The sequence below is a fragment of the Pseudomonas sp. JAI111 genome (genome assembly GCF_024809425.1).
GTDB lineage: Bacteria > Pseudomonadota > Gammaproteobacteria > Pseudomonadales > Pseudomonadaceae > Aquipseudomonas.
Window position 1 is genome coordinate 295,385 of sequence record NZ_JANUCB010000002.1, and the last position, 25,479, is coordinate 320,863.

The 25,479-nt window shown below is 59.6% G+C and carries 20 protein-coding genes, 4 tRNA genes and 2 pseudogenes; 11 read left to right on the forward strand and 15 right to left on the reverse strand.

The genetic code is table 11. The features are described 5' to 3' along the window. Positions 1 to 109: 109 nt before the first annotated feature. Entirely contained in the window at positions 110 to 733 is a 624-nt protein-coding gene (locus HNR03_RS08970; RefSeq protein WP_259152768.1) for a glutathione S-transferase family protein, read from the reverse strand. A 43-nt stretch (positions 734 to 776) separates the two neighbouring features. Beyond that, positions 777 to 1,436 carry a transglutaminase family protein gene (locus tag HNR03_RS08975; protein WP_259152770.1) on the reverse strand — a complete coding sequence of 220 codons (660 nt, stop codon included), beginning with the start codon at positions 1,434 to 1,436 and terminating at the stop codon, positions 777 to 779. Positions 1,437 to 1,685: 249 nt separating this feature from the next. On the opposite strand from HNR03_RS08975, the gene HNR03_RS08980 reads away from it, so the two are divergent. Then, positions 1,686 to 4,133 (forward strand): acyl-CoA dehydrogenase, encoded by a 2,448-nt coding sequence (locus tag HNR03_RS08980; protein ID WP_259152773.1) that lies wholly within the window; start codon positions 1,686 to 1,688, stop codon positions 4,131 to 4,133. A gap of 77 nt (positions 4,134 to 4,210) precedes the next feature. Next, the gene (locus HNR03_RS08985) at positions 4,211 to 4,618 is read left to right on the forward strand and encodes a PA2817 family protein (protein WP_010461909.1); all 408 of its coding nucleotides are present in this window, start codon (positions 4,211 to 4,213) and stop codon (positions 4,616 to 4,618) included. A gap of 190 nt (positions 4,619 to 4,808) precedes the next feature. Here the strand turns inward: HNR03_RS08985 and HNR03_RS08990 are convergent, their stop codons facing one another. Then, on the reverse strand, positions 4,809 to 5,798 hold the full coding sequence (locus HNR03_RS08990) for a LysR family transcriptional regulator (protein WP_259152782.1): 990 nt from the start codon (positions 5,796 to 5,798) through the stop codon (positions 4,809 to 4,811). A 90-nt stretch (positions 5,799 to 5,888) separates the two neighbouring features. On the opposite strand from HNR03_RS08990, the gene HNR03_RS08995 reads away from it, so the two are divergent. The 4 genes and pseudogenes from HNR03_RS08995 to HNR03_RS09010 all read left to right on the forward strand — a co-directional run. Then, positions 5,889 to 6,515 carry an alanyl-tRNA editing protein gene (locus tag HNR03_RS08995; RefSeq protein ID WP_259152784.1) on the forward strand — a complete coding sequence of 209 codons (627 nt, stop codon included), beginning with the start codon at positions 5,889 to 5,891 and terminating at the stop codon, positions 6,513 to 6,515. A gap of 92 nt (positions 6,516 to 6,607) precedes the next feature. Then, positions 6,608 to 7,378 (forward strand): 2OG-Fe(II) oxygenase, encoded by a 771-nt coding sequence (locus HNR03_RS09000; protein WP_222588013.1) that lies wholly within the window; start codon positions 6,608 to 6,610, stop codon positions 7,376 to 7,378. Between the two features lies 1 nt (position 7,379). Beyond that, positions 7,380 to 8,018 (forward strand): LysE family translocator, encoded by a 639-nt coding sequence (locus HNR03_RS09005; protein ID WP_222588014.1) that lies wholly within the window; start codon positions 7,380 to 7,382, stop codon positions 8,016 to 8,018. Between the two features lie 203 nt (positions 8,019 to 8,221). Continuing rightward, a pseudogene (locus tag HNR03_RS09010) lies at positions 8,222 to 9,793 on the forward strand (dipeptidase); the annotation flags it as partial. Between the two features lie 136 nt (positions 9,794 to 9,929). Here HNR03_RS09010 and HNR03_RS09015 read toward each other — a convergent pair. The 4 genes from HNR03_RS09015 to HNR03_RS09030 all read right to left on the reverse strand — a co-directional run bounded on the left by HNR03_RS09015 (position 9,930) and on the right by HNR03_RS09030 (position 10,343). Continuing rightward, positions 9,930 to 10,005 (reverse strand) — tRNA-Gly (locus tag HNR03_RS09015). 3 nt (positions 10,006 to 10,008) lie between these two features. Further along, positions 10,009 to 10,084, reverse strand: a tRNA-Glu gene (locus HNR03_RS09020). Positions 10,085 to 10,189: 105 nt separating this feature from the next. Then, positions 10,190 to 10,265 (reverse strand) — tRNA-Gly (locus HNR03_RS09025). Positions 10,266 to 10,267: 2 nt separating this feature from the next. After that, positions 10,268 to 10,343 (reverse strand) — tRNA-Glu (locus tag HNR03_RS09030). Positions 10,344 to 10,722: 379 nt separating this feature from the next. On the opposite strand from HNR03_RS09030, the gene HNR03_RS09035 reads away from it, so the two are divergent. Next, a complete protein-coding gene (locus HNR03_RS09035) occupies positions 10,723 to 11,493 on the forward strand; it encodes a hypothetical protein (protein ID WP_222588016.1) in 771 nt (256 codons plus the stop codon). Between the two features lie 1,649 nt (positions 11,494 to 13,142). On the opposite strand, the gene HNR03_RS31875 is transcribed toward HNR03_RS09035, so the two are convergent. From HNR03_RS31875 to HNR03_RS09050, 4 genes and pseudogenes are all read right to left on the reverse strand, one after another. Then, positions 13,143 to 14,024 (reverse strand): methyl-accepting chemotaxis protein, encoded by an 882-nt coding sequence (locus tag HNR03_RS31875; protein ID WP_405046051.1) that lies wholly within the window; start codon positions 14,022 to 14,024, stop codon positions 13,143 to 13,145. Next, positions 14,004 to 15,107: pseudogene (locus HNR03_RS31880) on the reverse strand (HAMP domain-containing protein); the annotation flags it as partial. The gene HNR03_RS31875 and the pseudogene HNR03_RS31880, both read right to left, overlap by 21 nt. Positions 15,108 to 15,224: 117 nt before the next feature. Next, positions 15,225 to 16,607, reverse strand: coding sequence for a PLP-dependent aminotransferase family protein (locus HNR03_RS09045; RefSeq protein WP_259152801.1), 1,383 nt, complete (start codon positions 16,605 to 16,607; stop codon positions 15,225 to 15,227). 184 nt (positions 16,608 to 16,791) lie between these two features. Further along, a complete protein-coding gene (locus HNR03_RS09050) occupies positions 16,792 to 17,553 on the reverse strand; it encodes an SDR family oxidoreductase (protein ID WP_259152802.1) in 762 nt (253 codons plus the stop codon). A 235-nt stretch (positions 17,554 to 17,788) separates the two neighbouring features. On the opposite strand from HNR03_RS09050, the gene HNR03_RS09055 reads away from it, so the two are divergent. Next, entirely contained in the window at positions 17,789 to 18,793 is a 1,005-nt protein-coding gene (locus HNR03_RS09055) for an NADP-dependent oxidoreductase (protein ID WP_222588020.1), read from the forward strand. Positions 18,794 to 18,931: 138 nt separating this feature from the next. Here HNR03_RS09055 and pyrF read toward each other — a convergent pair whose 3' ends face one another. Beyond that, positions 18,932 to 19,630, reverse strand: a complete 699-nt coding sequence (pyrF, locus tag HNR03_RS09060) for an orotidine-5'-phosphate decarboxylase (RefSeq protein WP_259152803.1) — start codon at positions 19,628 to 19,630, stop codon at positions 18,932 to 18,934. Positions 19,631 to 19,923: 293 nt separating this feature from the next. On the opposite strand from pyrF, the gene HNR03_RS09065 reads away from it, so the two are divergent. From HNR03_RS09065 to xopAW, 3 genes are all read left to right on the forward strand, one after another. Continuing rightward, positions 19,924 to 20,682 (forward strand): response regulator, encoded by a 759-nt coding sequence (locus HNR03_RS09065; RefSeq protein ID WP_090186861.1) that lies wholly within the window; start codon positions 19,924 to 19,926, stop codon positions 20,680 to 20,682. After that, positions 20,682 to 21,731, forward strand: coding sequence for a HAMP domain-containing sensor histidine kinase (locus tag HNR03_RS09070; RefSeq protein ID WP_259152804.1), 1,050 nt, complete (start codon positions 20,682 to 20,684; stop codon positions 21,729 to 21,731). The genes HNR03_RS09065 and HNR03_RS09070 overlap by 1 nt, the downstream gene beginning before the upstream one ends. Before the next feature lie 116 nt (positions 21,732 to 21,847). Continuing rightward, positions 21,848 to 22,708 carry a XopAW family type III secretion system calcium-binding effector gene (gene xopAW, locus HNR03_RS09075; protein WP_259152807.1) on the forward strand — a complete coding sequence of 287 codons (861 nt, stop codon included), beginning with the start codon at positions 21,848 to 21,850 and terminating at the stop codon, positions 22,706 to 22,708. A gap of 127 nt (positions 22,709 to 22,835) precedes the next feature. On the opposite strand, the gene HNR03_RS09080 is transcribed toward xopAW, so the two are convergent. From HNR03_RS09080 to HNR03_RS09090, 3 genes are all read right to left on the reverse strand, one after another. Further along, positions 22,836 to 23,891, reverse strand: coding sequence for an AI-2E family transporter (locus tag HNR03_RS09080; protein WP_222588023.1), 1,056 nt, complete (start codon positions 23,889 to 23,891; stop codon positions 22,836 to 22,838). 68 nt (positions 23,892 to 23,959) lie between these two features. Next, a complete protein-coding gene (locus tag HNR03_RS09085) occupies positions 23,960 to 24,766 on the reverse strand; it encodes a DUF4892 domain-containing protein (protein WP_259152816.1) in 807 nt (268 codons plus the stop codon). 8 nt (positions 24,767 to 24,774) lie between these two features. Further along, positions 24,775 to 25,434 carry a glutathione S-transferase family protein gene (locus HNR03_RS09090; protein WP_259152819.1) on the reverse strand — a complete coding sequence of 220 codons (660 nt, stop codon included), beginning with the start codon at positions 25,432 to 25,434 and terminating at the stop codon, positions 24,775 to 24,777. Positions 25,435 to 25,479: the final 45 nt, after the last annotated feature.

A 25,479-nucleotide genomic window follows, 5' to 3' on the forward strand; every position in this document is an offset into this window, starting at 1 on the left:
AAGAAAGGGATAAATAAGGGCGGGCGGCGACTAATACAACCACGGCACTTGAGCGCAATGGTGCGTGTCGCCGCCACACAAGTACAGTCAAGTGTGTCGATAGTGAGTATTAAGTCAACGCGGTCATGACCGCTTTCTGATACGCCGGCCGCTGCTTAAGTCGGGCGTACCAGGCTTCAAGATTGGGTTGCGGCGCACGCTCGATCGGCATCTCGAACCAGGCATAAATGAAACTGCCGAGCGGGATATCGCCCATGCCAATGGCGTCACCCGACAAGTACGGTTGGGTCGCCAGCATCTGGTCGGCCATCGACAGCAGGCCATCGCATTCTTTTATTGCGGCGTTGATCGCGGTCCAATCCTGTTGATCCTTGGGCGTGCGCAACACACCCCAGAACACCGTGCGAAACGGGCCGGCGAAACTCGAAGTGGTCCAGTCCATCCACTTGTCGGCCGAGGCACGAGCTTTCAAATCCGCTGGATACCAGGCCGTGTCGCTGGCGTGACGAGCCATCAGGTAGCGCACGATGGCGTTGGATTCCCACAGCACAAAGCCGTCGTCCTCGATCACCGGCACGCGGCCGTTGGGATTCATCGCGCGATACTCAGGCGTATCCACCACGCCAAAGGCCCCGCCCGCATCGATGGCCTCGTAAGCCAGGCCCAGCTCTTCGGCGGCCCACAATGGTTTTCTGACATTCGACGAGTTTTTCCGACCCCAGATCTTCAGCATGACTGCCTCTTTATGGATGAATGCGCAGGCAGCATACGCCGGATCAGGCGCGGCTCAAATCGCTCTGCATATCACCCAAGAGCACGGGCAGTGTGTCGCTGAACAGGTGCGGATAGCACTTTTCCAGGTGCTCGAAAAAAAATGCTTCGGGCACATCGGTGAACTGGCCGTGGTCGATCAGGTACTCCATCAGTTGTTCGCCATCGCGATTGAAGGGATGGAAAACACTGTCGTTGATCCCGTCAAACTCCAGCGGCGCCACATTGAACAATTCACAGAGTTTCTGGTTGAAGGCCGGTGTGGCTTTGACCCAGCGTTCGTTCAGGTACAGCTCGGTATAACCGTGCATGGCGAACACATCGCTTCTGAGCAGCTCGAGCAAACGCGGCGTCGACAAGTGGTTGCGCACATCCGCCAGGCCAATACGCGCCGGGATGCCGCAATGGCGCGCGGCGCCTGCGAGCAGCGTGGCTTTGGGCACGCAATAGCTCTCCCCGGTCGCCAACGCATGACTGCCGCGCAAGGTCTGCGGGTCGCGACTGAAGGTGTAGGGGTTGTAGCGCACGGCTTCGCGTACTGCGTAATAGAGATTGATCGCCTGCTCGAGCGGGTCGCGACTGGCACCGCGATGTTTTTCGGCGAACTCCACCACCGACGGGTGGTCACTATCGATGAAGCGACCGGGTGTCAGGTACTCGTGCATGAGAACAATCTCCTGGGGGAAGCCACGAGTCTAGCGAGACCATCAGCACAGAGATAACGACGTTTCAGCCAAACATGGGCGTATAGCCGCGTAGGAAACGAACGATTTAACGGGCGTGTTTCCAACCCAACCTACAAAACTCACCCATGATTTCCCACGAATTCAATCACCTCGCTCCGACCACCCTGTTTTGCGGATGCCGTCTAAGCTCTGAAGGTTGGTTTTGCCTTGGTTCACGGAGGATTAAATATGCTGCTGTTGTGGATACTGGTTCTGGTTGTCGGGATAGCCTATTTGGCGCACCGCCGCATCGCCCCCCTGCCCGCCCTGTGCATCGTCGCGGTCTTTGTCGTCGCGATGGGCGCCTTCAGCCGCGCGCCTGGCTGGCTGCTGCTGGTTCTCTGGGTGTTGATCGCTGCCGTCGCGGCGCCGTTGTTGCTGCCCGACCTGCGTCGCAAATACTTCAGCGCGCCGCTGTTCAACTGGTTTCAGAAAACCCTGCCGCCCATGTCACAGACTGAACGCGATGCAATAGACGCCGGCACGGTGTGGTGGGACGGCGAACTGTTCAGCGGTCGCCCGGACTGGGACAAGCTGCTGTCTTATCCAAAGGTGCAGTTGAGTGAAGAAGAACAGGCCTTTATCGACGGTCCGACCGAAGAGCTCTGCGCAATGGTCACCGACTGGCAGATCGGGCAAGACATGGACTTGCCCGCCGAGGCCTGGGCTCACATCAAGGAAAACGGTTTTTTTGCGCTGATCATCCCCAAGGAGTTTGGTGGCAAGGGCTTCTCGGCCTATGCCCACTCCCAGGTGGCGATGAAACTGGCGACTCGCAGCGGCGATCTTGCGTCCACCGTGATGGTCCCCAACTCCCTCGGCCCGGCCGAACTGCTGCTGCATTACGGCACCGAGGAACAGCGCAACCATTACCTGCCACGATTGGCCCGCGGCGACGACATTCCCTGCTTCGCATTGACGGGGCCACTGGCGGGTTCCGACGCCGGAGCCATGCCCGACACCGGGGTGATCTGCAAAGGTGAATGGGAAGGCAAGGAAACCCTCGGCCTGCGCCTTAACTGGGAAAAGCGTTACATCACCCTGGGTCCAGTGGCGACCCTGCTTGGCCTGGCCTTCAAGGCTTATGACCCGGATCATTTGCTCGGTGACAAGGAAGACCTGGGCATCAGCCTGGCGCTGATCCCGACGGACACCGCCGGTGTTGAAATCGGCCGCCGCCACCTGCCGTTAGGTGCAGCGTTCATGAACGGTCCGAACTCCGGCAAGGACGTATTCGTGCCGCTGGACTTCCTCATCGGCGGCCAGGAAATGCTCGGCAAGGGCTGGATGATGCTGATGAACTGCCTGTCGGTCGGGCGTTCGATTTCCCTGCCGGCGGTCGGCACCGGCGCCGCCAAATTCACCAGCCTGGTGACCGGCCAATATGCGCAGGTTCGCGAACAATTCAACGTGCCGCTGTCCGCATTCGAAGGCATTCAGGAAGCCATGGCGCGTATCGGTGGCAACGCCTGGATGATGGACGCAGCGCGGATGCTGACCGCCAACGCAGTCGACCTCGGCGAGAAGCCGTCGGTGCTGTCAGCGATTCTCAAATACCACCTCACCGAACGCGGCCGCGAATGCATCAGCCACGCCATGGATGTTCATGGCGGCAAGGCGATCATCATGGGCCCGAACAACTACCTGGGTCGCAGCTGGAATGGCGCACCGATTTTCATCACCGTGGAAGGCGCCAACATTCTCTCGCGCAACCTGATGATCTTCGGCCAGGGCGCCATTCGCTGCCATCCGTTCGTGCTCAAGGAAATGGCCCTCGCCGGTCGTGAAGACAAGGACCAGGCCCTCACCGAATTCGATGGCCTGCTGCTCAAGCACATCGGTTTCGCCGTGAGCAACGCCGCCAGCACCCTGGTGCTGAACCTCGGCTTCGGACACTTCGAACACGCGCCAGGCAACAAGCTCAGCCAGGGTTACTTCCGTGCCCTCAATCGTCAGGCCGCCGCGTTCGCCATGCTCGCGGACTTGAGCATGATGCTGCTGGGCGGTGAGCTGAAACGTCGCGAACGCCTGTCGGCACGGCTTGGGGATGTGCTCAGCAACATGTACCTCGCCTCCGCCGCGCTCAAGCGTTACCACGACCTCGACTCGCCGGAGCATATGGCGCCGCTGTTTACCTGGGCCATGGAAGAGAGTCTTGGCCAGTCGGAACGAGCGCTGGATGAGTTGCTGAGCAACTTCCCGAACAAGGTACTGGGCTGCCTGTTGCGCGTTATCGTGTTCCCGCTGGGTCGTCGCCACAAAGGTCCGTCAGACAAACTCGCTGCCGAAGTGGCCGCAGTGATTGGCCGGGCCAAGGGCGATCCGACGCTCGAAGAGTTGCTGGCCGGTTGCTACCGTCCGCAATCGGCCGATGACGCCGTCGGAGCGCTCCAACACGCATGCAACCTGTTGAACGCCGCTCAACCGTTGCAGAAAAAGCTGCACGTGGCGCTCAAAAGTGGCCAGGTCAAACCGGCTGCCGGGGAACACGCGATCGATGCGGCGCTGGAAGCCGGAGTATTGCAGGCGGGTGAGGCGCATTCCCTGCGTGAGGCCGAAGCAGCGCGGCGCAAGGTGATCGACGTCGATGATTTCGCCAAGGAAGAGCTGGCGCGGGCCGACGGAAAGGTCCGCTGATCAAGTCGACTATCATGTAAAAATGGGCGCGGGGGCTTTATACTCCCGCGCCCGTTTTGCTCTTGAGGACTTATCTCGTGTCCAACGTCGTTGCCGATCATCTCGTCTTGCTTGACCACTTGCGTAGCATCCTGGTCGCCGTGGGTGAGGCCGAACAGGTTCCCGAAGAAAGCCATGCCTTGTTCCTGGAGCGCTTCGACGAACTGCGTGCATTACTGCCGGTCGACCCAATCGAAAGCCAATACCTGGGCCAGGACATTCTGTGCCAGGTGATCACCCGTTACCCGCAAATCGCCCATCTGGTCCCTCGCGACCTGCTGTGGTACTTCGCCGGGGACTGCCTGCATTACATGCCCGATGATGAAATCGACTTGTACCAGGCGCTGGAAGAACGTCGTTTCGAAGCCGAGCAGAACGACGAACCGTTCGACTGGAACCAGGAAAAACAGCTGCTGGCGATGTCGAACGACGAGCCGAAGCACTGATTCCAGGCTGGAAACGCAAAAGGCCCGCATGGTGATCATGCGGGCCTTTTTTTGTGGCATTTGCGAGTGATGTGGTGTCTGGGCGGCCCCATCGCGAGCAGGCTCGCTCCCACAGTGACTGCGGTCGCTTACAAATCTTGTGTTCACCACTGATCACTTGTGGGAGCGAGCCTGCTCGCGATGGCGGTCTTCAGAGCAACCCGTCACTCTCAGGCAATTCATACTCCGCCGCAACCTTTCCCGGTTTCCCCGGCTTGCTCAGCGTCGGCTCCTTCTCCAGGCATTCCACCAGATAATCGATAAACACCCGCAACTTCGGCGGTAGATAACGCGTTGGCGAATGCAGCAACCACGCGCCGCCATGGTAAGACGCCAGAAAGGTCCAGTCCGGCAAGACCTGCACAATCAAGCCCTGTTCCAGCGCATAGCGCGCGGTGAAGTACGGCAGGCTGCCAATCCCGATGTGCTGCAACACCGCGCCTAATCGCACGCCGGTGTGATTCGCCGCATAGCGTCCGCGCACACCGACAGTGACGGCCTTGGTGCCCTTCTTGAACTTCCAGCGCGCATCGCTTGGGGTTTCACCCAAATAGATGCAGCTATGGTTGAGCAAGTCGTGGGGATGGGTGGGCGTGCCGTGTTCGGCCAGATATTGCGGTGTCGCGCAAAGTAGATGGTCGATGGTCAGCAACTGCCGACCTACCAGGCCAGCGGGTGGTCGATCGGTAATGCGAATGGCCAGATCGACGTTGTCGTCGATCAGGTCCACCTGCCGATCATCCAGCAACAACTCCACGTCCACTTTGGGATAACGCCGCAAAAACTCTGGCATGTGCGGATGAATCACAAATCGGCCGACAGCCTTGGGCACGCTGACTCGCACCAGCCCTTGCGCCTCATGGGTGAACTGCCCGCTGATTTCCATCACCGACTTGGCCGCGCTGACCATCTCCTGGCAACGCTTGAACACTTCCTCGCCGCCATCGCTCAACCGCAATTTTCGCGTGGTTCGCTGCAGCAGACGTGTGGCCAACGCCTTTTCCAGTCGTGAAATGCTGCGACTGACCGCCGAGGGTGACGACCCCAATTGACGCGCTGCTTCGGAAAAGCTGCCGGTCTCGACAACCTTGACGAAAATCGCCATTTCACCTAGCAGAGGCAGTGGAAGATTTATGCTCACAGCGCAACAGTCCTTTGATGTTTGAACGGATTATCACGCAATTCCACGCTTCATATAATAAAAAAAGAAACTCTAATGAGGACATGGAATATGACGCTTCGCCTCTTTTTCCATAGTGATGACCTCAAGGCCAATGTGGAAGTCCTGGACTGCACCCCCCAGGAGAACGAATTCGCGGTGGTGCTGCGCGCCACGTTGTTTCACCCCCAAGGAGGCGGTCAGCCATACGACACCGGATGGATTGGCGAAAGCCAGGTTCTGCGCGTGGTGCAGGACGCGGACCGCATCATTCATTTCGTCGACCGCCCGGTTAAACCGGGCATGACCCAGATCCGGATTGATGAACAACGTCGCCAGTTCAATTCGCGCATGCATTCGGCCGGGCATCTGATCGGCCATTTTGTCCAGGCCCTGGGCTGGATGCCGATCAAGGCTCATCACTGGCCGGGCGAAGGACGCGTGCAGTTCAAACCGGCCGAGTCAGCAAAAGAAGTTGATGCCGGGATGATTCAACAGGGCATCGCGCAATGGGTGGCTAATGACCTGCCACGCCTGACGTCTTTGCGCGAAGGCTCCCGGGAAATTGGATTCGGTGAACTGCCCGCCTACGGCTGCGGCGGCACCCATGTACGTAGCCTGAAGGATTTGGGCACGGTCACGATCACGTCCCTTTCACTGAAGAAGGGAACGCTGTCAGTCCACTACAGCGTGGATTGAGCTTTTGGGCGATGCCGTCCCCGTCATCGCCTGACGCCGGGGGAGCCTGGGTTCGCAGGCTCTGTTGACTATCTGATAGATGGACCTAAAACATGATGCTTGACGTCGAGCGTCTCGATGAGACGTGCATAAAAAAACTGGCCAACGAAGAAGTCCTCGCGATCCGCGTCAAAGGCTTATTGCCCCGGCCGCTGGCGAAGCAGATTGGCGAAAAAATCCTTGCGCCAGGCTTCGAAGGCTATATCAACGCGCCCAGCATTGGCCGCATCGGCATGGCGTTCTATGAAGCGGAAAACCAGCCACTGCTGATCGAAGATTACTTCGAGCGCGCCTCGCGCAACATCGCCGAACTGCGCAACCGTTGCGCGCCTTACTCGTCCCCGGTCGACACCCTGCGCTGCATGCTCGATGAGACCTGGCCTGCGGGTGCGCATCTGGAAAATCTCTACGGTCGCAAAATGTATGTCGGGCTGTCCCGGGTGGTAAAACCCGGGGTCTGCTTCCTTGCCCATCACGACATATTCGCCAAAGACGCCCCGGACAGTTTTCAGGCCAGGAGCCTGGAAGCGCAGTTCGCCTGCAACGTCTACCTGAGCATGCCGACCGAGGGCGGTGCATTGCAGATGTGGGACCACGACATTTCTGCGGACCAGTTCGACGAAATGCGCGGCGACAGTTACGGCATCGATCCCGACCTGCTCGGCACTCCGACCCTGGAGATTCGTCCCGAGCCGGGTGATTTCATCATGTTCAATTCGCGCCGCATGCACTCCGTGACGCCGGGGCTGGAAGAGCCGCGCTTGAGCCTTTCGTTCTTTGTCGGCTATCGCGGCAATGCATCACCCCTTACTTTTTGGAGTTGAGATGCTTTCGAATTACCTGGGCGAGTTCCTGGCGCTGGCGACTATTCACTTTCTGGCAGTCGTCGCACCCGGACCCGACTTCGCCGTCACCATCCGTCAGAGTGTACGTTTCGGTCGGCTTGTCGGTATCTGTACGGCGTTGGGCATTGGCGCGGGCATTTCCGTGCACGTGCTTTACACCCTGCTCGGGGTCGGCGCGCTGATGCACTCGACGCCCTGGCTGCTGACCGTGGCCAAGGTCATCGGTGGCGCCTATATCTTGTACCTAGGTGTCAGCCTGTTGCGCAGCAAACCCAAGTCAGCACTTGAAGGTGACAAGGTCGCCGACGAACCGGTCATTGAGCAAACGTTGCTGAAGGCGTTCACCACCGGGTTTCTCACCAACGCGACCAACCCCAAGGCGACCCTGTTTTTCCTGGCGATTTTCACCACCATCATCAGTGCCACAACGCCACTGAAGATCCAGGCGCTTTACGGCGTATGGATGTGTTTGGTCAATGCGTTGTGGTTTGTGATCGTCGCATTGTTCTTTTCCAGTGCCCGGGTGCGCTTGCTGTTCATGCGCATGGGGCATTGGTTTGAACGGACCATGGGCGTGATTCTGATCCTGTTCGCCGGGCGCCTGATGCTGTCGATGTAAGACCTGCGCCCACGCAAAAGGCCCGCTCAGTCTGACTGGCGGGCCTTTTTCGTTTGTGCGTCGCTTTTGCATTTTTGTGCGACAGATCCCGCTTGAAGGCTCCCCTATCGCGCCTTCAGGGGAGACTGTCAGAATTTTTGTGTTCGGGCATAACATGTTGAAAAGGAGCATGTATGCCGACCAAAAAGAAACCGGCCCCGGAGGCCAAAAGCGACCTGGCCAACACCAGTGACCTCAATCCAGCCATCAGTGCCTTCCTCGACAACAAGACCCTCTCGGCTGAACAGCAGAACGAGATCCATCGCCTGCTGGGCCTGTATACGCGAGTGAAATACGGCAAGGCTGCCACCGAGACCCTGCGCGAGCTGGTGGCCATTCCGACCTTCCAAGTGAACGGCGTTGCCCAGCACGACAATCCGGAATTCATCAAGATCGCCGACAAGATCAAGGGCCTGGCCCAGGCGTTCAACCTGAACTTCCGCAACATCGACAACCGCGTCTATGAAATTTCCCTCGAAGGCAGTGGTGACGAAGTCGTGGGCATTCACGCCCATGCCGACGTAGTCCCCGTGACGCCGGAGAACTGGGTCTTGAAAGACGGCACCAAACTCGATCCGTTCAAAGTCACGCTGATCGGCGACCGCATGTACGGCCGAGGCACCGAGGATGACAAAAACGGTATCGTGGTGGCGCTGTACGCCATGAAAGTCATCAAGGAAGAGAAGCTGCCACTGGCCAGGAATTTCAAGCTGCTGGTCGACACCACCGAAGAAACCACCGGCGACGCCATTCCCTATTACTTCGAACATAACCCGACGCCCAACTACAACCTGGCGCTGGATGGCGGCTATCCGGTGGTAATTGCCGAGAAAGGCTACGGCACCGTCATGGCGAACTTCACCAAACGCAAGGCGGATGGCAAAGGCGCTGAAATCATATCGATGACCGGCGGCATGGCCACCAACCAGATTCCATCGACATCGGTGGCCACCCTTTTGAGCGAGAAACCTGCCGACCTGGCTGCCAGCTTGAACAAGGCTGGCGCTGCGTATGCCAAGCAAAATGGCGGCAACTTCGAGGTCAGCGCCAAAGTCGTCGGCAAAGACGTCAAGCTGACGATCACCGGCGTTTCAGCCCACTCCTCCGAGCCCGAGTCAGGCGTTAACCCGGTGGCCAGGATGCTGGGCTTCATCAACAGCCTTGACGGCAAAGTCGCGCTCAAGCACAACCACATCACCGACGCTGCCCGCTATGCCGCCGACAACTGGGGACTGGACTACCTGGGCGCAAATCTGGGCGTCGGCTTCTCCGATGCGTTCATGGGACCACTGACCGCTTCCCTGACCTACGTGGCCATGGATGAAAACGTCTTCAAGCTTGCAGTTAATCTGCGGGTGCCGAAGGGCAAATCCCCGGAAACGCTCAAGACCGAAATCGCCAACAAACTGAGTGCCTGGAGCAACAAGACCCACATCACTCCTGCAATCGACTACTCGATCGCCGAGCCGATGTACCGCAATCCTGAGGGCGAATGGGTCAAGGCCTTGCTGGCCGTGTCCAGCGAAAACCTGGGCATGGAGCACAAGTTCGGTACTTCCGCGGGCGCCACTTCGGTCCATGAATTGCCCAATGGCGTGCAATTTGGTTTGGCCAGACCCGAGAATAAATACACGGGGCACACCGACAATGAGTTCAAGACCGTCGACCAGTTCCTGCTGGACCTGCAGATCGTGACCGAAATGATGGGCCGTATCGGGCAGTTGCCGACGCTCTGATCGCCTTGTTGAGCCCACTGTTCTGGTGGGCCCAACGATTTGATCGACCTGATTGCGACAGAGCGTCGATCAGCAAAAGGTAAAAAACGCACAAACAAAAACGCCGCTCATTGCTGAGCGGCGTTTTCGTTAAATATGGAGCGGGAAACGAGACTCGAACTCGCGACCCCGACCTTGGCAAGGTCGTGCTCTACCAACTGAGCTATTCCCGCAAATGGCGTCCCCTAGGGGACTCGAACCCCTGTTACCGCCGTGAAAGGGCGGTGTCCTAGGCCACTAGACGAAGGGGACACGCTAACTGAAACACATGGTGTGTATTTCAGTGCCCAAATCCGCATCCGAAGATGTCGGCTCTGGCTTCACTCAGCCCTGCCCGAAAGCAACGCTGCTTAAAATTGGAGCGGGAAACGAGACTCGAACTCGCGACCCCGACCTTGGCAAGGTCGTGCTCTACCAACTGAGCTATTCCCGCATTGGCGTCCCCTAGGGGACTCGAACCCCTGTTACCGCCGTGAAAGGGCGGTGTCCTAGGCCACTAGACGAAGGGGACACACGTACAACATTCACTCCCTACCGCGTTTCGCTGTGTGCTTTACGCTGTAAGTGGCGCGCATTCTATGGATGGATTGAGGGGTCGTCAACCCCCTGATATAAATTTATTTAAATCAATGACTTCGCCCTGCTTTGCGAGGCGATTCGGGCTTTTCCGTCTGACGGCCTTGGGTGGCTATATTCCGATACCCGGCAAGACGTTATAGTCGACGGCAACGGAGTAATGGCAATCTGCTTCATATTTGCCACCACTTATATAAGCGCAATCGCGGCCGATACAGATAGAGCCACGACCGATCCAACTCGTCGAGCGGTCCTATGCGTCCAAATGCCAAGCTACTACACTCGATCGCGAACCCTATAAAGAGGTCTTACCGGTGACACCACTCATGATCACCCTGCTAGTCGTAGCCGGGATCGCACTATTGATCGCCATTGGCTACATGAACCATGTGGTGGAAAACAACAAGCTGGAAAAGGCCCGTACCAAGGTTGAACTCAACGACCGCCTGCGTCGCTGCGGTGAAATCACCGAGACCTTCCCTGGCCAGTTGATGACGCCGGGGCTCAAGCTGCTGCTGACTCGCCTGGAACTGAACGTCTGCCAGCGCCTGCTAAACCTGGAAAAAACCAGCAGCAACCTCAAGGCCCGCGTCAGCGAACTGCAAGCCCTTGTCGCCCAAGGCGACTCAATCCCGGTCAACAACCCCCCGGCCCCGATCCAGACCGAAGCCAAAGCCAAAGACGTGCGCTTCCTGCTCGAAGCCCTGCATGGCCAAATCACCCGCGCCGCCCAGGACGGCTTCCTGCCGACCAACGAAGCCAAGCGCTGGATCCGCGAAGTGCGCCACATACTGGTGCTGCTGCACATCGAGTTCTTCAACAACCTTGGCCAGCAATGCCTGCAACAGAACCAGCCAGGCCAGGCCCGTCTTGCTTTCGAACGCGGCGTGCAATACCTGCGCAAACAACAGGAACCCCAGGCCTACGCCGAACAACTCGAATACCTGGAAAAACTCCTGGCCCGCGCCAACGCCATGGTGATGGACAACATCGCAGCGGTTGAAAGCGAAACAAACCAATTGAACGAAGGCCTCAAAGAAGTCGAGGCGGACGCAGACTGGAAGAAGAAAGTGATCTACGACTGATCGGAAGAATTAATCGAGCCACCGAAAGGTGGCTTTTTTTTGGGTTGGATTTGAATGGGAAATACATCCGAAGAGACTGGGTTGGCTGGCAGACCGCCATCGCGAGCAAGCTCGCTCCCACAGGGTTCGGAGTACACCTGCAGGAGATTGGTCGGCTGGCATGCCGTCTTCGCTGGCAAGCCAGCTCCCACAGGGTTTGGTGTACACCTGCAAGAGATTGGTCGGCTGTCAGGCCGCCATCGCCGGCAGGCCAGCTCCCACAGGGTTCGGTGTACACCTGCAGGAGATTGGTTGGCTGGCAGGCCGCCATCGCCGGCAGGCCAGCTCCCACAGTAAATCGAGGTGTACCCCCGCTCTTCACCACTCAACAGGCCGAGCGGTAGCTCGCCTGCAGCTTTTGATCTTGATCTACCCGCCCCTTCGGGAGGCTGAGTGGAGGCGTTTATCTGGGGGGCAGACGCGTAGCGCCGTGCGGCGAAGTCGCACACATCGAGAGGAGGTCGTCGCGAAGCAGACCGGAGGCGATGCCCCCAGATGAATGCCGGAGCGAAGGAACACCGAGCCCCAGCGAGGGGCCGGACGCCGGGGCAAAGACCTTTGCTTCCTTTGGGCTGGGCCGGCACTCCGGCGTTTGCAAAAGGGAGTCGCTGTAAGAGCGAAACCATAAGCAGCCGTTACCGCAGAAATGGATATGTACACCTGCAAGAGATTGGTCGGCTGTCAGGCCGCCATCGCTGCCAGGCCAGCTCCCACAATAGATCGGCGTACACGCTTCGCTCTACACCACTCAATAGGCCGAGCGGTAGCTCGCCTGCTTTTGATCTTGATCCACCCGCCCCTTCGGCAGGCTGAGTGGAGGCGTTTCTCGGGGGGGCAGGCGCTTAGCGCCGTTCGACGAAGTCGAACACATCGAGTGCAGGAGATTGGTCGGCTGTCAGGCCGCCATCGCCGGCAGGCCAGCTCCCACAGGGTTCGGTGTACACCTGCAAGAGATTGGTTGGCTGGCAGACCGCCATCGCTGCCAGGCCAGCTCCCACAGGGTTCGGTGTACACCTGCAGGAGATTGGTCGGCTGTCAGGCCGCCATCGCTGGCAGGCCAGCTCCCACAGGGTTTGGTGTACACCTGCAAGAGATTGGTTGGATGGCAGGCCGCCATCGCCGGCAGGCCAGCTGCCACAATGGACCGGTGTCTACCCCGCCCGCTCTTCACCACTCAATAGGCCGAGCGGTAGCTCGCCTGCTTTTGATCTTGATCCATCCGCCCCTTCGGCAGGCTGAGTGGAGGCGTTTATCTGGGGGGCTGGCGCGCAGCGCCGTGCGGCGAAGCCGCACACATCGAGAGGAGGTCGTCGCGAAGCAGACCGGAGGCGATGCCCCCAGATGAATGCCGGAGCGAAGGAACACCGAGCCTAAGCGAGGGGCCGAACGCTGGGGCGAAGCCTTTTGCTTACTTTTCGGCGTTTGGAAAAGTGAGTCGCTGTAAGAGCGAAACCATAAGCAGCCGTTACCGCAGAAATGGATATGTACAACTGAAAGAGAATGGTCGGCTGCCAAGCCGCCATCGCGAGCAAGCTCGCTCCCACAGTTGGGCCTGGTACATCCAAGAGAATATGGTCGGCCCAAAGGCCGCCACTACACCGCGCAAATGGTCAGAGCCGAAAGTGCCCCACCATCCCCTTCAACTCAACCCCCAACTGCGCCAGCTCAATACTCGACGCCGCATTCTCCTGCATCGCCAACGAAGACTGATCCGCACTCGCCCGAATACTCGTCACACTGCGATTAATCTCCTCAGCCACCGAACTCTGCTCCTCGGCTGCCGCCGCAATCTGCTGGTTCATCTGCTGAATCAACGACACCGCCGCCGCAATACTCCCCAACGCACTCTCAGTCTGCAAAGCGTCACTCACCGCCAGCTTCACCAACTCACCACTGTTCTGAATCTGCTGCACCGACGACTGCGCCGCCGAACGCAAGGCACTTACCAGACGCTCGATTTCCTCAGTCGATTGCTGAGTCCGCTTGGCCAACGCCCGAACCTCATCAGCCACCACCGCGAACCCCCTGCCCTGCTCACCGGCCCGTGCCGCCTCGATAGCCGCATTGAGCGCCAACAGATTGGTTTGCTCGGCAACACTTTTGATCACACTGAGCACCGTGCCAATGTTCTGAATTTCCGCACTTAAACTTTCGATACTTGAACTGGCCGACGTCGCCGAATCCGCCAACTGCTCGATCCGCGCCATGCTCTGACGCACCACCTGCTGGCCGCTTTCAACCTTGCCATCGGCCGTCTGTGCAGCTTGCGCAGCTTCCTCGGCATTACGCGCAACATCGTGCACCGTCGCCGTCATCTGATTCATCGCCGTGGCGACCTGCTCGGTTTCTTCCTTCTGGCTACTGACCTCAAGGTTGGTCTGCTCGGTCACCGCCGACAGCGACTGTGCCGAGTTCGCCAACTGCTCGATGCCAGCCTGCAAGCCACTGACAATGGTGCTCAGGCCCGCCCCCATCTGCTGCATCGCCTGCATCAACTGGCCGATTTCGTCGCGGCGAGTCACTTCAACCGTTGCACTCAAGTCGCCGGCGGCGATCTGCTGAGCAACACGGATCACACTGCGCAGCGGCGCCACGATCAAACGGGTAATCACCCAGGCCGCAATCAACCCCACCAGCAACGCCAGTGCAGAGGACCCGATGATCAGCATTGAATTCTTTTTCAGTTCGGTCTGCATCGACTGGTCTTCGGCGACATAGGCCTGATCCACCCGCGCCATCACCTGCTCGGCGCGCTGGTGCAATTGCTCATAGACGGTTTTTTCCTGGGCCAACAAGCCGGTGTACTCAGCCAGTTTTTCGCTGAAACCGCCGATGTGGCCAGACACTTCATTAAGGACCGTCAGATAGCCCTCATCCTTGACCGTGCTTTTCAACTGCTCGGCCTGAGCCAGCGCCTGATCGGCCTGCTCGATCTTGCCCTGGCCTGCGCTGTCGTCACCCTTGCGGCTCTGGTCCAGACGCACACGCGCTTCGTTCATGGCCTGTAGCATCAACCGCGACACCTGGCTGACCTGACTGGCCTGTTCGATAAACTGCCCGCCGTCCTTGCCCTCGGACTGTTTCAAGGTATAGGCGCCGTCATCAGCCAGCCCGGACTGCAGCACATCAAGGTTATTGGCCACGCTGGACACCGACCAACTGGCCATTTCCAGCGCCAGGTCCTTGGCCTGGCTCAGCGAGACGAACTCGTCGAACGCCTTGCGATAAGCGCCCAGAGACTGCTCGACGTCGTTCATCACCGGCACATTGGCGGCCGTTTGAGCCTTGAGTTGATTCGCCAGGGCGATCAGGGCGTCTACACCTTCGCGCAGCGCATCTGCGGTTTTCGGATTGCCGTGCAAGGCGTACTCCTGCTCCAGCAGTCGCACCTTGAGCAAGCCGCTGTTGAGCGAGGACATCTGCTTGAGCCCGTCGAAGCGATGACTGATGGTTTGCAGGGACCATACGCCGATGGCTGCCACCAGTGCTGTCAGCAGCAGCACCAATACAAACCCGACACCCATTTTTTTCGCCATACCGAGGTTGGCAAAACGTCCTTGCACGGCCGAAATCATTGCGCTTAGTCCCCTGACATAGTCTGTTGTCGCAGATTCGCAATGGGCATACGCCAACACAAGTCTCTGGCGTCGGAATAATGGCAAAAAGCTACGCCCACGTCGTTTTCAGAACGTTTAAGGTCGATTCAGAGCGGTGGCCTGAAAAAATGCCCGGGCACGAGGATCACAGGCATATGCCACGTTGATACGTTGCCAGTCACCAGCGTCGCCGCCGGGGTTGAATGCGCTGGCAGAAGACAGCAACACACCAAAACGCCGGGCTAGCGTGCGCACCTGAGCATAGTCGGACATCCGTGATCGCGCCCAGATGAACAAGCCTGCATCCGGCTTGCCGAAGACCTCCCATTCGGCGTCCTCGAGCACTTGCAGGGCAGCCTGCCTGTCAGTGTTCAAACGCAGGCGCAAGCGTTGAACCAGTTTGCGATAGGCGCCACTGGCCAACAGACAGGCCAGCACCGACTCGCCGAACCTTGAGGCCCCCATGCTGCTGATCATCTTGACCTCGGCCAGCTTCGAAATAACCCCGGCACCGGCCACTACAAAGCCGAGTCGCAACGAACTGCTGAGGGTTTTGGAATAGCTGCCGACGTAAATCACGTGATCATCGATACCCAACGCGGCGAGGCGTGTGCCGGGACCACTGTGCAAGTCCGCGTAGACGTCATCTTCGATCACCAGCACGCCATGGGTCTTGGTCAGTTGCACAATCTGCCGCGCCACAACGGGTGTCAGGCTGCTGCCTGTCGGGTTGTGGTGGAAGCTGTTGATGAATAACGCACGAGGCCTGTACTTCGCCAACAGCGCTTGAAGCACCTCCACATCGGGCCCTAGTGGGGTTCGCGGCACCTCGATCATCTGCACGCCGTGCAGCCTGAGCAGATCGAACAACAGCGAATACCCCGGACGTTCCACCACCACGCAATCCCCGGGATTGAGCAAGGTGCGCACGATCAAGTCCAGGCCGTGACTGGCTCCAGCGGTGGTCAGGATGCGGCTCTCGTCGACTTCGATGCTGAGCAGCTCGAGGCGTTTGCGAATCTGTTGGCGCAACGCCGGCAACCCCAGGGAGGTGCTGTAGCTGAACAATCCGGCCATGTCGGTACGGCTGACTTGACGGATCGCGTAGCTCAGGTCGTCCGTTTCACGCCAGCTCTCGGGCAATCCGCCGCAACCCAGTTTGAGTTCGCCCGTAGTAAAGCCGCGCTTCACCTCTGCCCCCTCGAACCACGGGCAATCCTGTTGCTCCTGAACGACCGGCGCAGGAACGGCAACAATGAAACCGGCGCGATGACGCGATGCCAGGACGCCTTCAGCCACCAGGCGTTCGCAGGCTTCGACGACGCAAGACTGACTGAGCAGATTGACCCTTGCGATGTGCCGCGCCGAAGGCAGACGCGCTCCCGGCATCAACTCGTTATGACGCACCCAGCCGGCCAACGCGTCGACGATTTGCTGTACGACCGGCACCAATGCCTGTCGATCAATTCTCAATTCCATGAGCAAGCAAACTCCTGTCCATTTGCGGGAAACAGTTAATCACAGGTATGCCGGATCGGCTGTGCGACAACGCCGCCAAAACCCTCGGTTCTAACCATTTGAAACACATTGCCGGGCCCTTTCCCGCGACCATGAAAAAGCCCGCACGGAGGCGGGCTTTTTCCTACTCGGCAAGTCCTGGTTTTTAGAACGCCGTGACGCCACCATCCACCGCCAGCGAGTGACCGGTGGTGAACGCCGCGCCGTCGCTGCACAGGTAGAGCACGGCGCTGGCAATTTCCTCGACCTTGCCGATGCGCCCGACCGGGTGCATCGCGTTGGCAAACTCGCCCTTCTTCGGGTCCGCTTCGTAGGCTCGACGGAACATGTCGGTGTCGATCACCGCCGGGCAGACCGCATTCACGCGGATCTTTTTCTTGGCGTACTCAATGGCCGCTGACTTGGTCAGGCCGATCACCGCATGTTTCGATGCCGCATAGATGCTCATCTTCGGCGCAGCGCCAAGACCTGCTACCGAAGCCGTGTTGACGATCGCACCGCCGCCTTGGGCCAGCAGCAAGGGCAACTGGTACTTCATGCACAACCAGACGCCTTTGACGTTGACGCCCATGATCGCGTCGAACTCGTCGAGGGTACCGTCGGCCAATTTACCTTTCTCGATCTCGATGCCCGCGTTGTTGAAGGCATAGTCCAGACGGCCGTAAGTTTTCACCACTTCGTCCATCAGATGTTTGACTTCGCTTTCCACCGTGACGTTGCAGCGCACGAAGGTCGCTTCGCCGCCCGCCGCACGAATCAACGCTACGGTGCCTTCGCCTCCGGCCGTGTCGAGGTCGGCCACCACCACTTTCAAGCCTTCAGCGGCGAATGCCTGGGCGGTCGCGCGGCCAATACCATTGGCAGCGCCTGTCACAACAGCGACCTGGCCGGAAAACGTCATGCTCATTGTTATGTCCTCTGGAAGAAGAATGCGGGGGATCGCGTGTTCCCAGTCTAGGCACAGGGCTTTCGGCACGGCAGCACTATCAGAGGCCCGGTTGGGTGACCATGAGTTGCAGTGATAGAACTGCCGCACTGACTATCACTGCACTGGATTGATGTGCATTCGCCGCATCAGCCAAACTTGCGGCTTCGATCATGAAGGTCTATCAACAAGGCTTCATTCATCTTGAGTGCCTGTCATGACTACCCAGACCAATCGCCAATTCCTGCTCGCCAAACGACCGGTGGGCGCGGCGACCCGCGAGACCTTTACCTATCAGGAAGTACCGGTCGGCGAACCGGCCGCGGGTCAGATCCTGGTCAAAAACGAATACCTGTCCCTGGACCCGGCCATGCGTGGCTGGATGAACGAAGGCAAGTCCTACATTCCACCGGTCGGTATCGGTGAAGTCATGCGCGCATTGGGCGTAGGCAAAGTCGTTGCCTCGAACAATCCCGGCTTTGCAGTCGGGGACTACGTCAACGGCGCCGTGGGCGTGCAGGATTATTTCCTTGGCGAGCCACGGGGTTTCTACAAGGTCGATCCGAAACTGGCACCGCTGCCGCGTTACCTGTCCGCCCTGGGCATGACCGGCATGACCGCGTACTTCGCCCTGCTCGATGTCGGCGCCCCCAAAGAAGGTGACACCGTGGTGCTGTCAGGCGCGGCCGGTGCAGTGGGCAGCATTGCCGGGCAGATTGCCAAGATCAAAGGCTGTCGCGTGATCGGCATCGCAGGCGGCGCGGACAAGTGCAAGTTCCTGATCGACGAACTGGGGTTCGACGGCGCCATCGACTACAAAAACGAAGACGTCCACGCCGGACTCAAGCGTGAATGCCCGAAAGGCGTCGACGTGTACTTCGATAACGTTGGCGGCGATATTCTCGACGCGGTGCTGAGCCGCATCAATTTGAAGGCGCGAGTAGTGATCTGCGGCGCCATCAGCCAGTACAACAACAAGGAAGCGGTCAAGGGACCGGCCAACTACCTGGCGTTGCTGGTCAATCGCGCGCGGATGGAAGGTTTTGTGGTGATGGACTATGCGGCGCAGTTCGCCGCCGCCGGACAGGAAATGGCCGGCTGGATGGCCAAGGGGCAGCTCAAGAGCAAGGAAGATATCGTTGAAGGACTGGAGACGTTCCCGGAGACGCTGATGAAATTGTTCAGCGGCGAGAATTTCGGGAAGCTCGTACTGAAGGTCTAACCCGGCGTTCGAGGTAGCCACAAAACCAATGTGGGAGCGGGCTTGCTCGCGAAGACGGAGTGTCAGTTGACATCAATGTTGCCTGACACGCCGCCTTCGCGAGCAAGCCCGCTCCCACACTCGATCTTCGGTGTTAGATCAGGCGATTTCAGCCACAACGTCGGCCAACGCCTTGGCCGGATCGGCCGCCTGGCTGATCGGACGGCCGATCACCAGATAATCGGAACCGGCAGCCAGCGCCTGACGCGGCGTCAGGATACGGCGTTGATCGTCCTGCGCACTGCCCGCCGGGCGAATCCCCGGGGTCACCAGTTGCAGCGAAGGGTGAGCCGATTTCAAGGCCTGAGCTTCCAGAGCCGAGCACACCAGACCGTCCATTCCGGCTTTTTCTGCCAGTGCCGCCAGGCGCAGCACCTGCTCCTGCGGTTCGATATCCAGGCCGATACCCGCCAGGTCTTCACGCTCCATGCTGGTCAGCACGGTCACGCCGATCAACAGCGGCTTGGGGCCGGTGCGCTGGTCGAGCACTTCACGGCAGGCCGCCATCATGCGCAGGCCGCCGGAGCAGTGCACATTGACCATCCACACGCCCATTTCCGCTGCAGCCTTCACCGCCATGGCGGTGGTGTTCGGAATGTCGTGGAACTTGAGGTCCAGGAACACTTCGAAGCCCTTGTCGCGCAAGGTGCCGACGATTTCCGAGGCGCAGCTGGTGAACAGTTCCTTGCCGACTTTTACCCGGCACAGTTTCGGGTCCAACTGGTCGGCCAGCTTCAGTGCGGCGTCACGGGTGGGGAAATCCAGGGCGACGATGATAGGAGTCTGGCAGACGGACATGTGCGGGCTCTCAGGCAGGACGAAATCGGCGCGCATTGTAGCGGAACCAACGCGGCTGCGGGACCCGATGATCGGTAAATCGTCCCGAAGACTCAGGCAAGACTAGCTGCTGCGCCGATTGTGTCGAGCCTGATACACACCCGACACGCCCACAACACCCTTCATCATTACCTTCGGCAGCCGCAACACGTCCTTACAGCACTTCCCGCCTCCGGGCCGGACGCCTATGCTGAAGCCACAACCTCGCAGCCTATCTTTGTGGTTGGCAGCCTACCTGGCAGATGAACGCACGCATGCACAGCACCCCAGCACCCTTGAACGACGATCAAAAAGCGCCCGGCGACGACAAGCGCTGGAGCATTCGCGCCCTGATCGTCGACGATGACGTCCCGATCCGCGAGCTGATGATCGACTATCTCGCCCGGTTCAACATTCACGCCAGCGGCGTCACCGACGGTGCCGCGATGCGCCTGGCACTGCAAGCCGAGCATTTCGACGTGGTGGTGCTCGACCTGATGCTGCCTGGCGAAGACGGATTGTCGCTGTGCCGCTGGCTGCGCGCCGAATCGGACATTCCGATCCTGATGCTCACCGCACGCTGCGAACCCACCGACCGGATCATCGGCCTGGAGCTGGGCGCCGACGACTACATGGCCAAGCCGTTCGAACCGCGTGAACTGGTCGCGCGGATTCAGACCATTCTGCGTCGGGTGCGTGACGATCGCACTGAACAGCGTGCGAACATTCGCTTCGACAACTGGCGCCTCAATAGCGTGCTGCGCCAACTGATCGCGGCCGATGGCCTTGTCGTGCCGCTGTCCAACGCCGAATTTCGTTTGCTCTGGGTGTTCATCGAACGTCCGCGCCGGGTACTCAGCCGCGAGCAACTGCTCGACGCCGCCCGCGGTCGCTCGATCGAAGCCTTTGATCGCAGCATCGACTTGCTGGTCTCGCGCTTGCGCCAGAAGCTGGGCGATGACCCCAAAGCCCCACAATTGATCAAAACCGTTCGCGGTGAAGGTTATCTGTTCGACGCACGAGACATCGGCTGATGCGGGCGCGCTTCGATACGCTGTTCGGCCGTCTGTTTGGCGTGCTGCTGCTGGCGATCATCCTGGCGCACTTGTTGGCGTTTGCCTGGTTTCACCATTACGGGCCTCCCCCGCCCCCACCGCCGCCCGGGTTTTCCCAAGGCATCGAGGGGCAGCGTCCACCGATGGGCCCGCGCTTCGAAAACCGGCCACCGCGACCGTGGTTCGGCGGCCCGTTGGTGCCGCTGACCTTCCAGTGTGTCTCGTTGATCATTGCCGCCTGGTACGGCGCCAAGTTGCTCAGTCGGCCGATCCAGCGTTTAAGCGACGCCGCCGAGCGCCTGAGTGAAAACCTCGACAGCGCACCGCTCGAGGAGTCCGGGCCACGAGAAGCCCGGCAAGCGGCCTACACCTTTAACTTGATGCAAAAACGCATCATCGAACAAGTGCAGCAGCGCTCGCGGATGCTCGGCGCGGTGTCCCATGACCTGCGTACGCCGCTGTCTCGCCTCAAGCTGCGGCTGGAGAAAATCGACGACGTCAAGTTGCAGGGCCAGATGCGCCAGGACCTGGACGACATGATCGGCATGCTCGATGCCACTCTCACTTATCTGCACGAGCAGCGCACCAGTGAGGCGCGGCAGTGGATGGATGTGCAAGCGCTGGTGGAATCCTTGAGCGAAAACGCCCAGGACCAGGGCGCCGACGTCCAGGCCAGCGGCCACTGCTCGCCGCTGCAAGTGCAGCCGATGGCCTTGCGCTCATGCATCAATAATCTGTTGGACAACGCCTTGCGCTATGCCGGACAGGCGCTGATCACACTTGAAGACAATCGCGACCTTCTGGTGATCCGGGTCATCGATCACGGCCCGGGTATTGCCGCGGATAAACGTGAGGCGGTGTTCGAACCGTTCTTTCGCCTTGAGGGATCGCGTAACCGCAACTCCGGTGGTGTCGGCCTGGGCATGACCATCGCCCGCGAAGCGGCGGAACGGCTGGGAGGGCAATTAAGTCTGGAAGAAACCCCCGGTGGCGGCCTGACCGCCGTCATCCGCCTGCCCCGCACCTGAATGACCTGAGATCTGTGTACCACTCGGTACAAATTCCACATACCGACGACAACTTGCCCCCTGACGCTGCATAAGCCGGTGTACCCACCGGCTTTCCATTCCAGGGAGTGAGTCCAATGATCGGTAGCGTCAGCAACTACACCGCCTATACCAGCGCCACCAGCGCCAGCACCGCCACAACCAACAGCGCCCGCAGCCAGCAATTCCAGAAAGAACTGTTCGCCAAGCTCGACAGCAACAGCGACGGGGCGGTGGATCAGGACGAATTGAAAAGCGCGCTGTCGCAGAAAGCCGACGATGGCCTGTTGGTCAGCCTGAGCAAAAACTTCGCCAACCTCGACAGCGACAGCAGCGGCAACCTGAGCAGCGAAGAAATGGCCGCAATGGCTCCGCCGCCGCCATCACAGCATGACCAGCCTCCGAGCACCGAACTGGCCGACGCACTGATCAGCGCCCTGGACGCCAACGGTGACGGCACCCTCAGCAGCGATGAACTGAGCAGCGGCCTGAGCAACGCCGGAAGCAGTGCCGACAGCAAACAGATCTTCTCGGCACTGGACAAGAACGAAGACGGCACCGTCAGCAAGGATGAACTGGCCGCCAGCCTGACGCCGCCTCCACCACCGCCCCAACAGGTGTCCGGCGACGCGCTGTTCAGCCAGCTCGATACCGACAGCGATGGCAGCGTGACCGCCACTGAACTGAGCAGCGCGCTGCAGGCAAGCAACGGCACGTCATCGACCAGCACAGACACCAGCGCTGCGCTACTCAAAGCGCTGGACAGCGACAGCAGCGGTGGCGTCAGTAGCGATGAACTCAAGGCTGCGTTGCAAGCCGGTCGCGAGAAAACCAGCGACAGTTCCACCGATCAGTTCAACGTCAATGACGCGCTGAACAAGATGATCGCCAACCTGAGCAAGCAGTATTCGCTCGATAACGTGGCGAGTGTGGGCAAGTACCTGAACGTGTCGACCTGAGTCAAAAGCATCGCGGGCAAGCCCGCTCCCACAGGAATCCGGATGAAAACACATAACGTGTGAACACCGCGCAACACTGTGGGAGCGGGCTTGCCCGCGATGAGGCCCGGAACCTCAACGAAAAACCTTAAGGCCGGCGATCTTCTACCCGCGCCTGACTCTTGCTCCAGTCAGTCAACAGACTGTACGCGACCGCCAGCAACGTCGGCCCGATGAACAATCCGATAAAGCCGAAAGCAATCAACCCGCCAAACACGCCGAGCAACACGATCACCAGCGGCAAATTTCCGCCGCGGCTGATCAGGTACGGCTTCAGCACGTTGTCGACGCCGCTGATGATGAATGTCCCCCAAATCCCGAGGAACACCGCCATTCCGTATTCGCCCTTCCAGGCCAGCCACGCGGTGGCCGGAATCCAGACCAAGGGTGGCCCCATCGGAATCAGGCTCAGCAGGAACGTCACGATGCCTAGCACCAACGCCCCGGGCACACCGGCAATCAGGAAGCCGATCAACGCGAGCACTGCCTGCGCCGCCGCGGTTCCTATCACCCCATTCACCACCCGCTGCACCGTCCCCGCCACCAACTCGATGTAATAACCGGCGCGATCACCGATCAGCCGCTCCAGCAAGCCATGAACAAATACCGCCAATCGCGGCCCGTCCCGGTAGAAAAAGAACACGAAGACAATGCTCAGCGTCAGCTCCAGAATCCCGCCACCGATCTGGGCACTGCGCGCCAGCAACCAGTTGCCGACCTGCCCCAGATAAGGTTTGACGGCCACCATCGCCGCCGCCCCCTGCTGGTCGATACTGTTCCAGATCACCACCAGCCGCGCGCCAACCAGGGGAACGCTGCCCAGCCAGACCGGTGCTTCAGGCAGACCGTCGACCTGTACATCCTTGATGAATGCCGTGGCATCGCGCACATGATCTGCCAGGTTGAAGCCCAGCCATACCAGCGGCACCGCCACCAGCAACATCCAGCCGAGGGTCAGCAGCGCCGCGGCAAGGGATTCACGACCGTTGAGCCAGCGGGTCAGCAAACGCATCAACGGCCAACTGGCAAACGCCAGCACCGCGCCCCAGAACAGCGCCGACCAGAACGGCGCCATCACCCAGAAGCTCGCGCCAAACAGCACCAGGAGCAGAATCTGCACCAACAGCCGATCGTTATTGGGCATTTAGAGTCTCGAGAAAAGTCAGTCAATCAAAAGTAGGCGAACGCCAGGTGCGCGTTCGCCTGTGAAGCTTATCGCAACAGTTCGATGCGCAGGCCAGAGCCTTCGGCTGTGCCGGTTTCCATCCGCGCCGCACGCACGCCCTGCCCGATCAGCGCCTGACGCCAGGCTTCGGCCTTGGCCCCTGAAACACTGATGCGCAACGTGGTGTCCAGATTCAACCCACGGGAAATCAAACGCAACCAGGTCTCATCAGGATCGGCGCTCAGTTTGGGAAAATCGAGTTCACCCGTGCTTTTGAGTTGTCGCAGCAGGGTCGCCGACGTCGGCTGCAAATCGCCCAGCGGGGCTGCGGCGTCGAATTGTTCGACATGCAGATACGCTTTGCGATTGCCGCGCGTGATCCCGTAAAGCGCGACGAGCGTGTTGTCCCGTGGCGCGGCCAGTCGCAGCAGCAAGTACGCCTGCTGGTCGTCGGCCCCGTAGAGTTTGGCGTTGGTGAACACTTCATTGGCCCACAGGCTGCTTTCGCCGCAATCGCGCGCCTGGCACCAGAACAGCAGCTCGGCGCCCTGCTTTTGCAAGGCTTCGCGGGCGGCCGTAAAGGCTTCCGTGGAGGTGTGTTCCGCCGGCAGTTCGTAGGTCACCGATGTGGTTTGGCCGCGGGCGCTGACCTGGCCGTCGAAACGTAGCTGGCCGCTGATCTTGCGGATCGAGCCCAGCGGATAGATCCGCTCGAGTTCCACCGCCGGGCGATAGTCAACGATCTGTGCATCGGCCAGACGCGGCACGATCGGCAAGTCCTGACTGCCCGGGACATCGGCGGCAAACAACAAGGGACTGAAACAACACAGCGCCAGCACACTGAATGAACGCATGAATAGACTCATCGGATCAGCATGGCCTGGGCACCCTTGATGATACTGGCTTCATCCGTACGCTCCGGCACCAGCAAACCACGCTGCACCGCCGGACGCGCCTCCAGGGTCGCCATCCAGCGCTGCAAGGCCGTCAGGCCCTCCACCGAGACACCGGACCACTCATGGCCGCGGACCCACGGGAAGGTGGCGATGTCGGCAATGCTGTACTCGCCGGCCAGAAACTCCACGGCTTGCAAGCGCGTGTCGAGCACTTCATAGAGGCGACGGGTTTCATGTTGATAACGATCGATGGCGCCCTGAAGCTTTTCCGGGAAATAGCGGAAAAACACATTGGCCTGGCCCTGCATCGGACCGATTCCGCCCATCTGGAACATCAGCCACTGAAACACCACCGAGCGCCCTTTAGGGTCCTGGGGCATCAGCTTGCCGCTGAGTTCTGCGAGGTAAATCAGGATCGCGCCAGATTCAAATACGGCGAAATCACCGTTGGCGCGGTCGACAATCGCCGGAATCCGGCCATTGGGATTGATCTTGAGGAAGTCCTCGGACTTCTGTTCCTTTTTGTCGAAACTCAAGGCATGCACCGTGTAGGGCAGGCCGAGTTCCTCGAGCACGATAGAGACCTTGTGGCCATTCGGGGTCGCAGCGGTGTAGAGATCTATCATGGTTGTCTCCCATTTCAACCCGCCCAGCCTCGACAGTTGCCCGGC

What these genes read in the sequence shown, in the direction of transcription:
- HNR03_RS09005 (WP_222588014.1), top strand. Translation starts at nt 7,380, where the DNA reads ATGCTTTCGAATTACCTGGGCGAGTTCCTGGCGCTGGCGACTATTCAC.
- HNR03_RS09090 (WP_259152819.1), bottom strand. Translation starts at nt 25,434, where the DNA reads ATGATAGATCTCTACACCGCTGCGACCCCGAATGGCCACAAGGTCTCT.
- HNR03_RS09050 (WP_259152802.1), bottom strand. Translation starts at nt 17,553, where the DNA reads ATGAGCATGACGTTTTCCGGCCAGGTCGCTGTTGTGACAGGCGCTGCC.
- pyrF (WP_259152803.1), bottom strand. Translation starts at nt 19,630, where the DNA reads ATGTCCGTCTGCCAGACTCCTATCATCGTCGCCCTGGATTTCCCCACC.
- xopAW (WP_259152807.1), top strand. Translation starts at nt 21,848, where the DNA reads ATGATCGGTAGCGTCAGCAACTACACCGCCTATACCAGCGCCACCAGC.
- HNR03_RS09065 (WP_090186861.1), top strand. Translation starts at nt 19,924, where the DNA reads ATGCACAGCACCCCAGCACCCTTGAACGACGATCAAAAAGCGCCCGGC.
- HNR03_RS09085 (WP_259152816.1), bottom strand. Translation starts at nt 24,766, where the DNA reads ATGCGTTCATTCAGTGTGCTGGCGCTGTGTTGTTTCAGTCCCTTGTTG.
- HNR03_RS09080 (WP_222588023.1), bottom strand. Translation starts at nt 23,891, where the DNA reads ATGCCCAATAACGATCGGCTGTTGGTGCAGATTCTGCTCCTGGTGCTG.
- HNR03_RS08995 (WP_259152784.1), top strand. Translation starts at nt 5,889, where the DNA reads ATGACGCTTCGCCTCTTTTTCCATAGTGATGACCTCAAGGCCAATGTG.
- HNR03_RS09055 (WP_222588020.1), top strand. Translation starts at nt 17,789, where the DNA reads ATGACTACCCAGACCAATCGCCAATTCCTGCTCGCCAAACGACCGGTG.
- HNR03_RS08970 (WP_259152768.1), bottom strand. Translation starts at nt 733, where the DNA reads ATGCTGAAGATCTGGGGTCGGAAAAACTCGTCGAATGTCAGAAAACCA.
- HNR03_RS09000 (WP_222588013.1), top strand. Translation starts at nt 6,608, where the DNA reads ATGATGCTTGACGTCGAGCGTCTCGATGAGACGTGCATAAAAAAACTG.
- HNR03_RS08980 (WP_259152773.1), top strand. Translation starts at nt 1,686, where the DNA reads ATGCTGCTGTTGTGGATACTGGTTCTGGTTGTCGGGATAGCCTATTTG.
- HNR03_RS31875 (WP_405046051.1), bottom strand. Translation starts at nt 14,024, where the DNA reads ATGCAGGCGATGCAGCAGATGGGGGCGGGCCTGAGCACCATTGTCAGT.
- HNR03_RS09045 (WP_259152801.1), bottom strand. Translation starts at nt 16,607, where the DNA reads ATGGAATTGAGAATTGATCGACAGGCATTGGTGCCGGTCGTACAGCAA.
- HNR03_RS09070 (WP_259152804.1), top strand. Translation starts at nt 20,682, where the DNA reads ATGCGGGCGCGCTTCGATACGCTGTTCGGCCGTCTGTTTGGCGTGCTG.
- HNR03_RS08975 (WP_259152770.1), bottom strand. Translation starts at nt 1,436, where the DNA reads ATGCACGAGTACCTGACACCCGGTCGCTTCATCGATAGTGACCACCCG.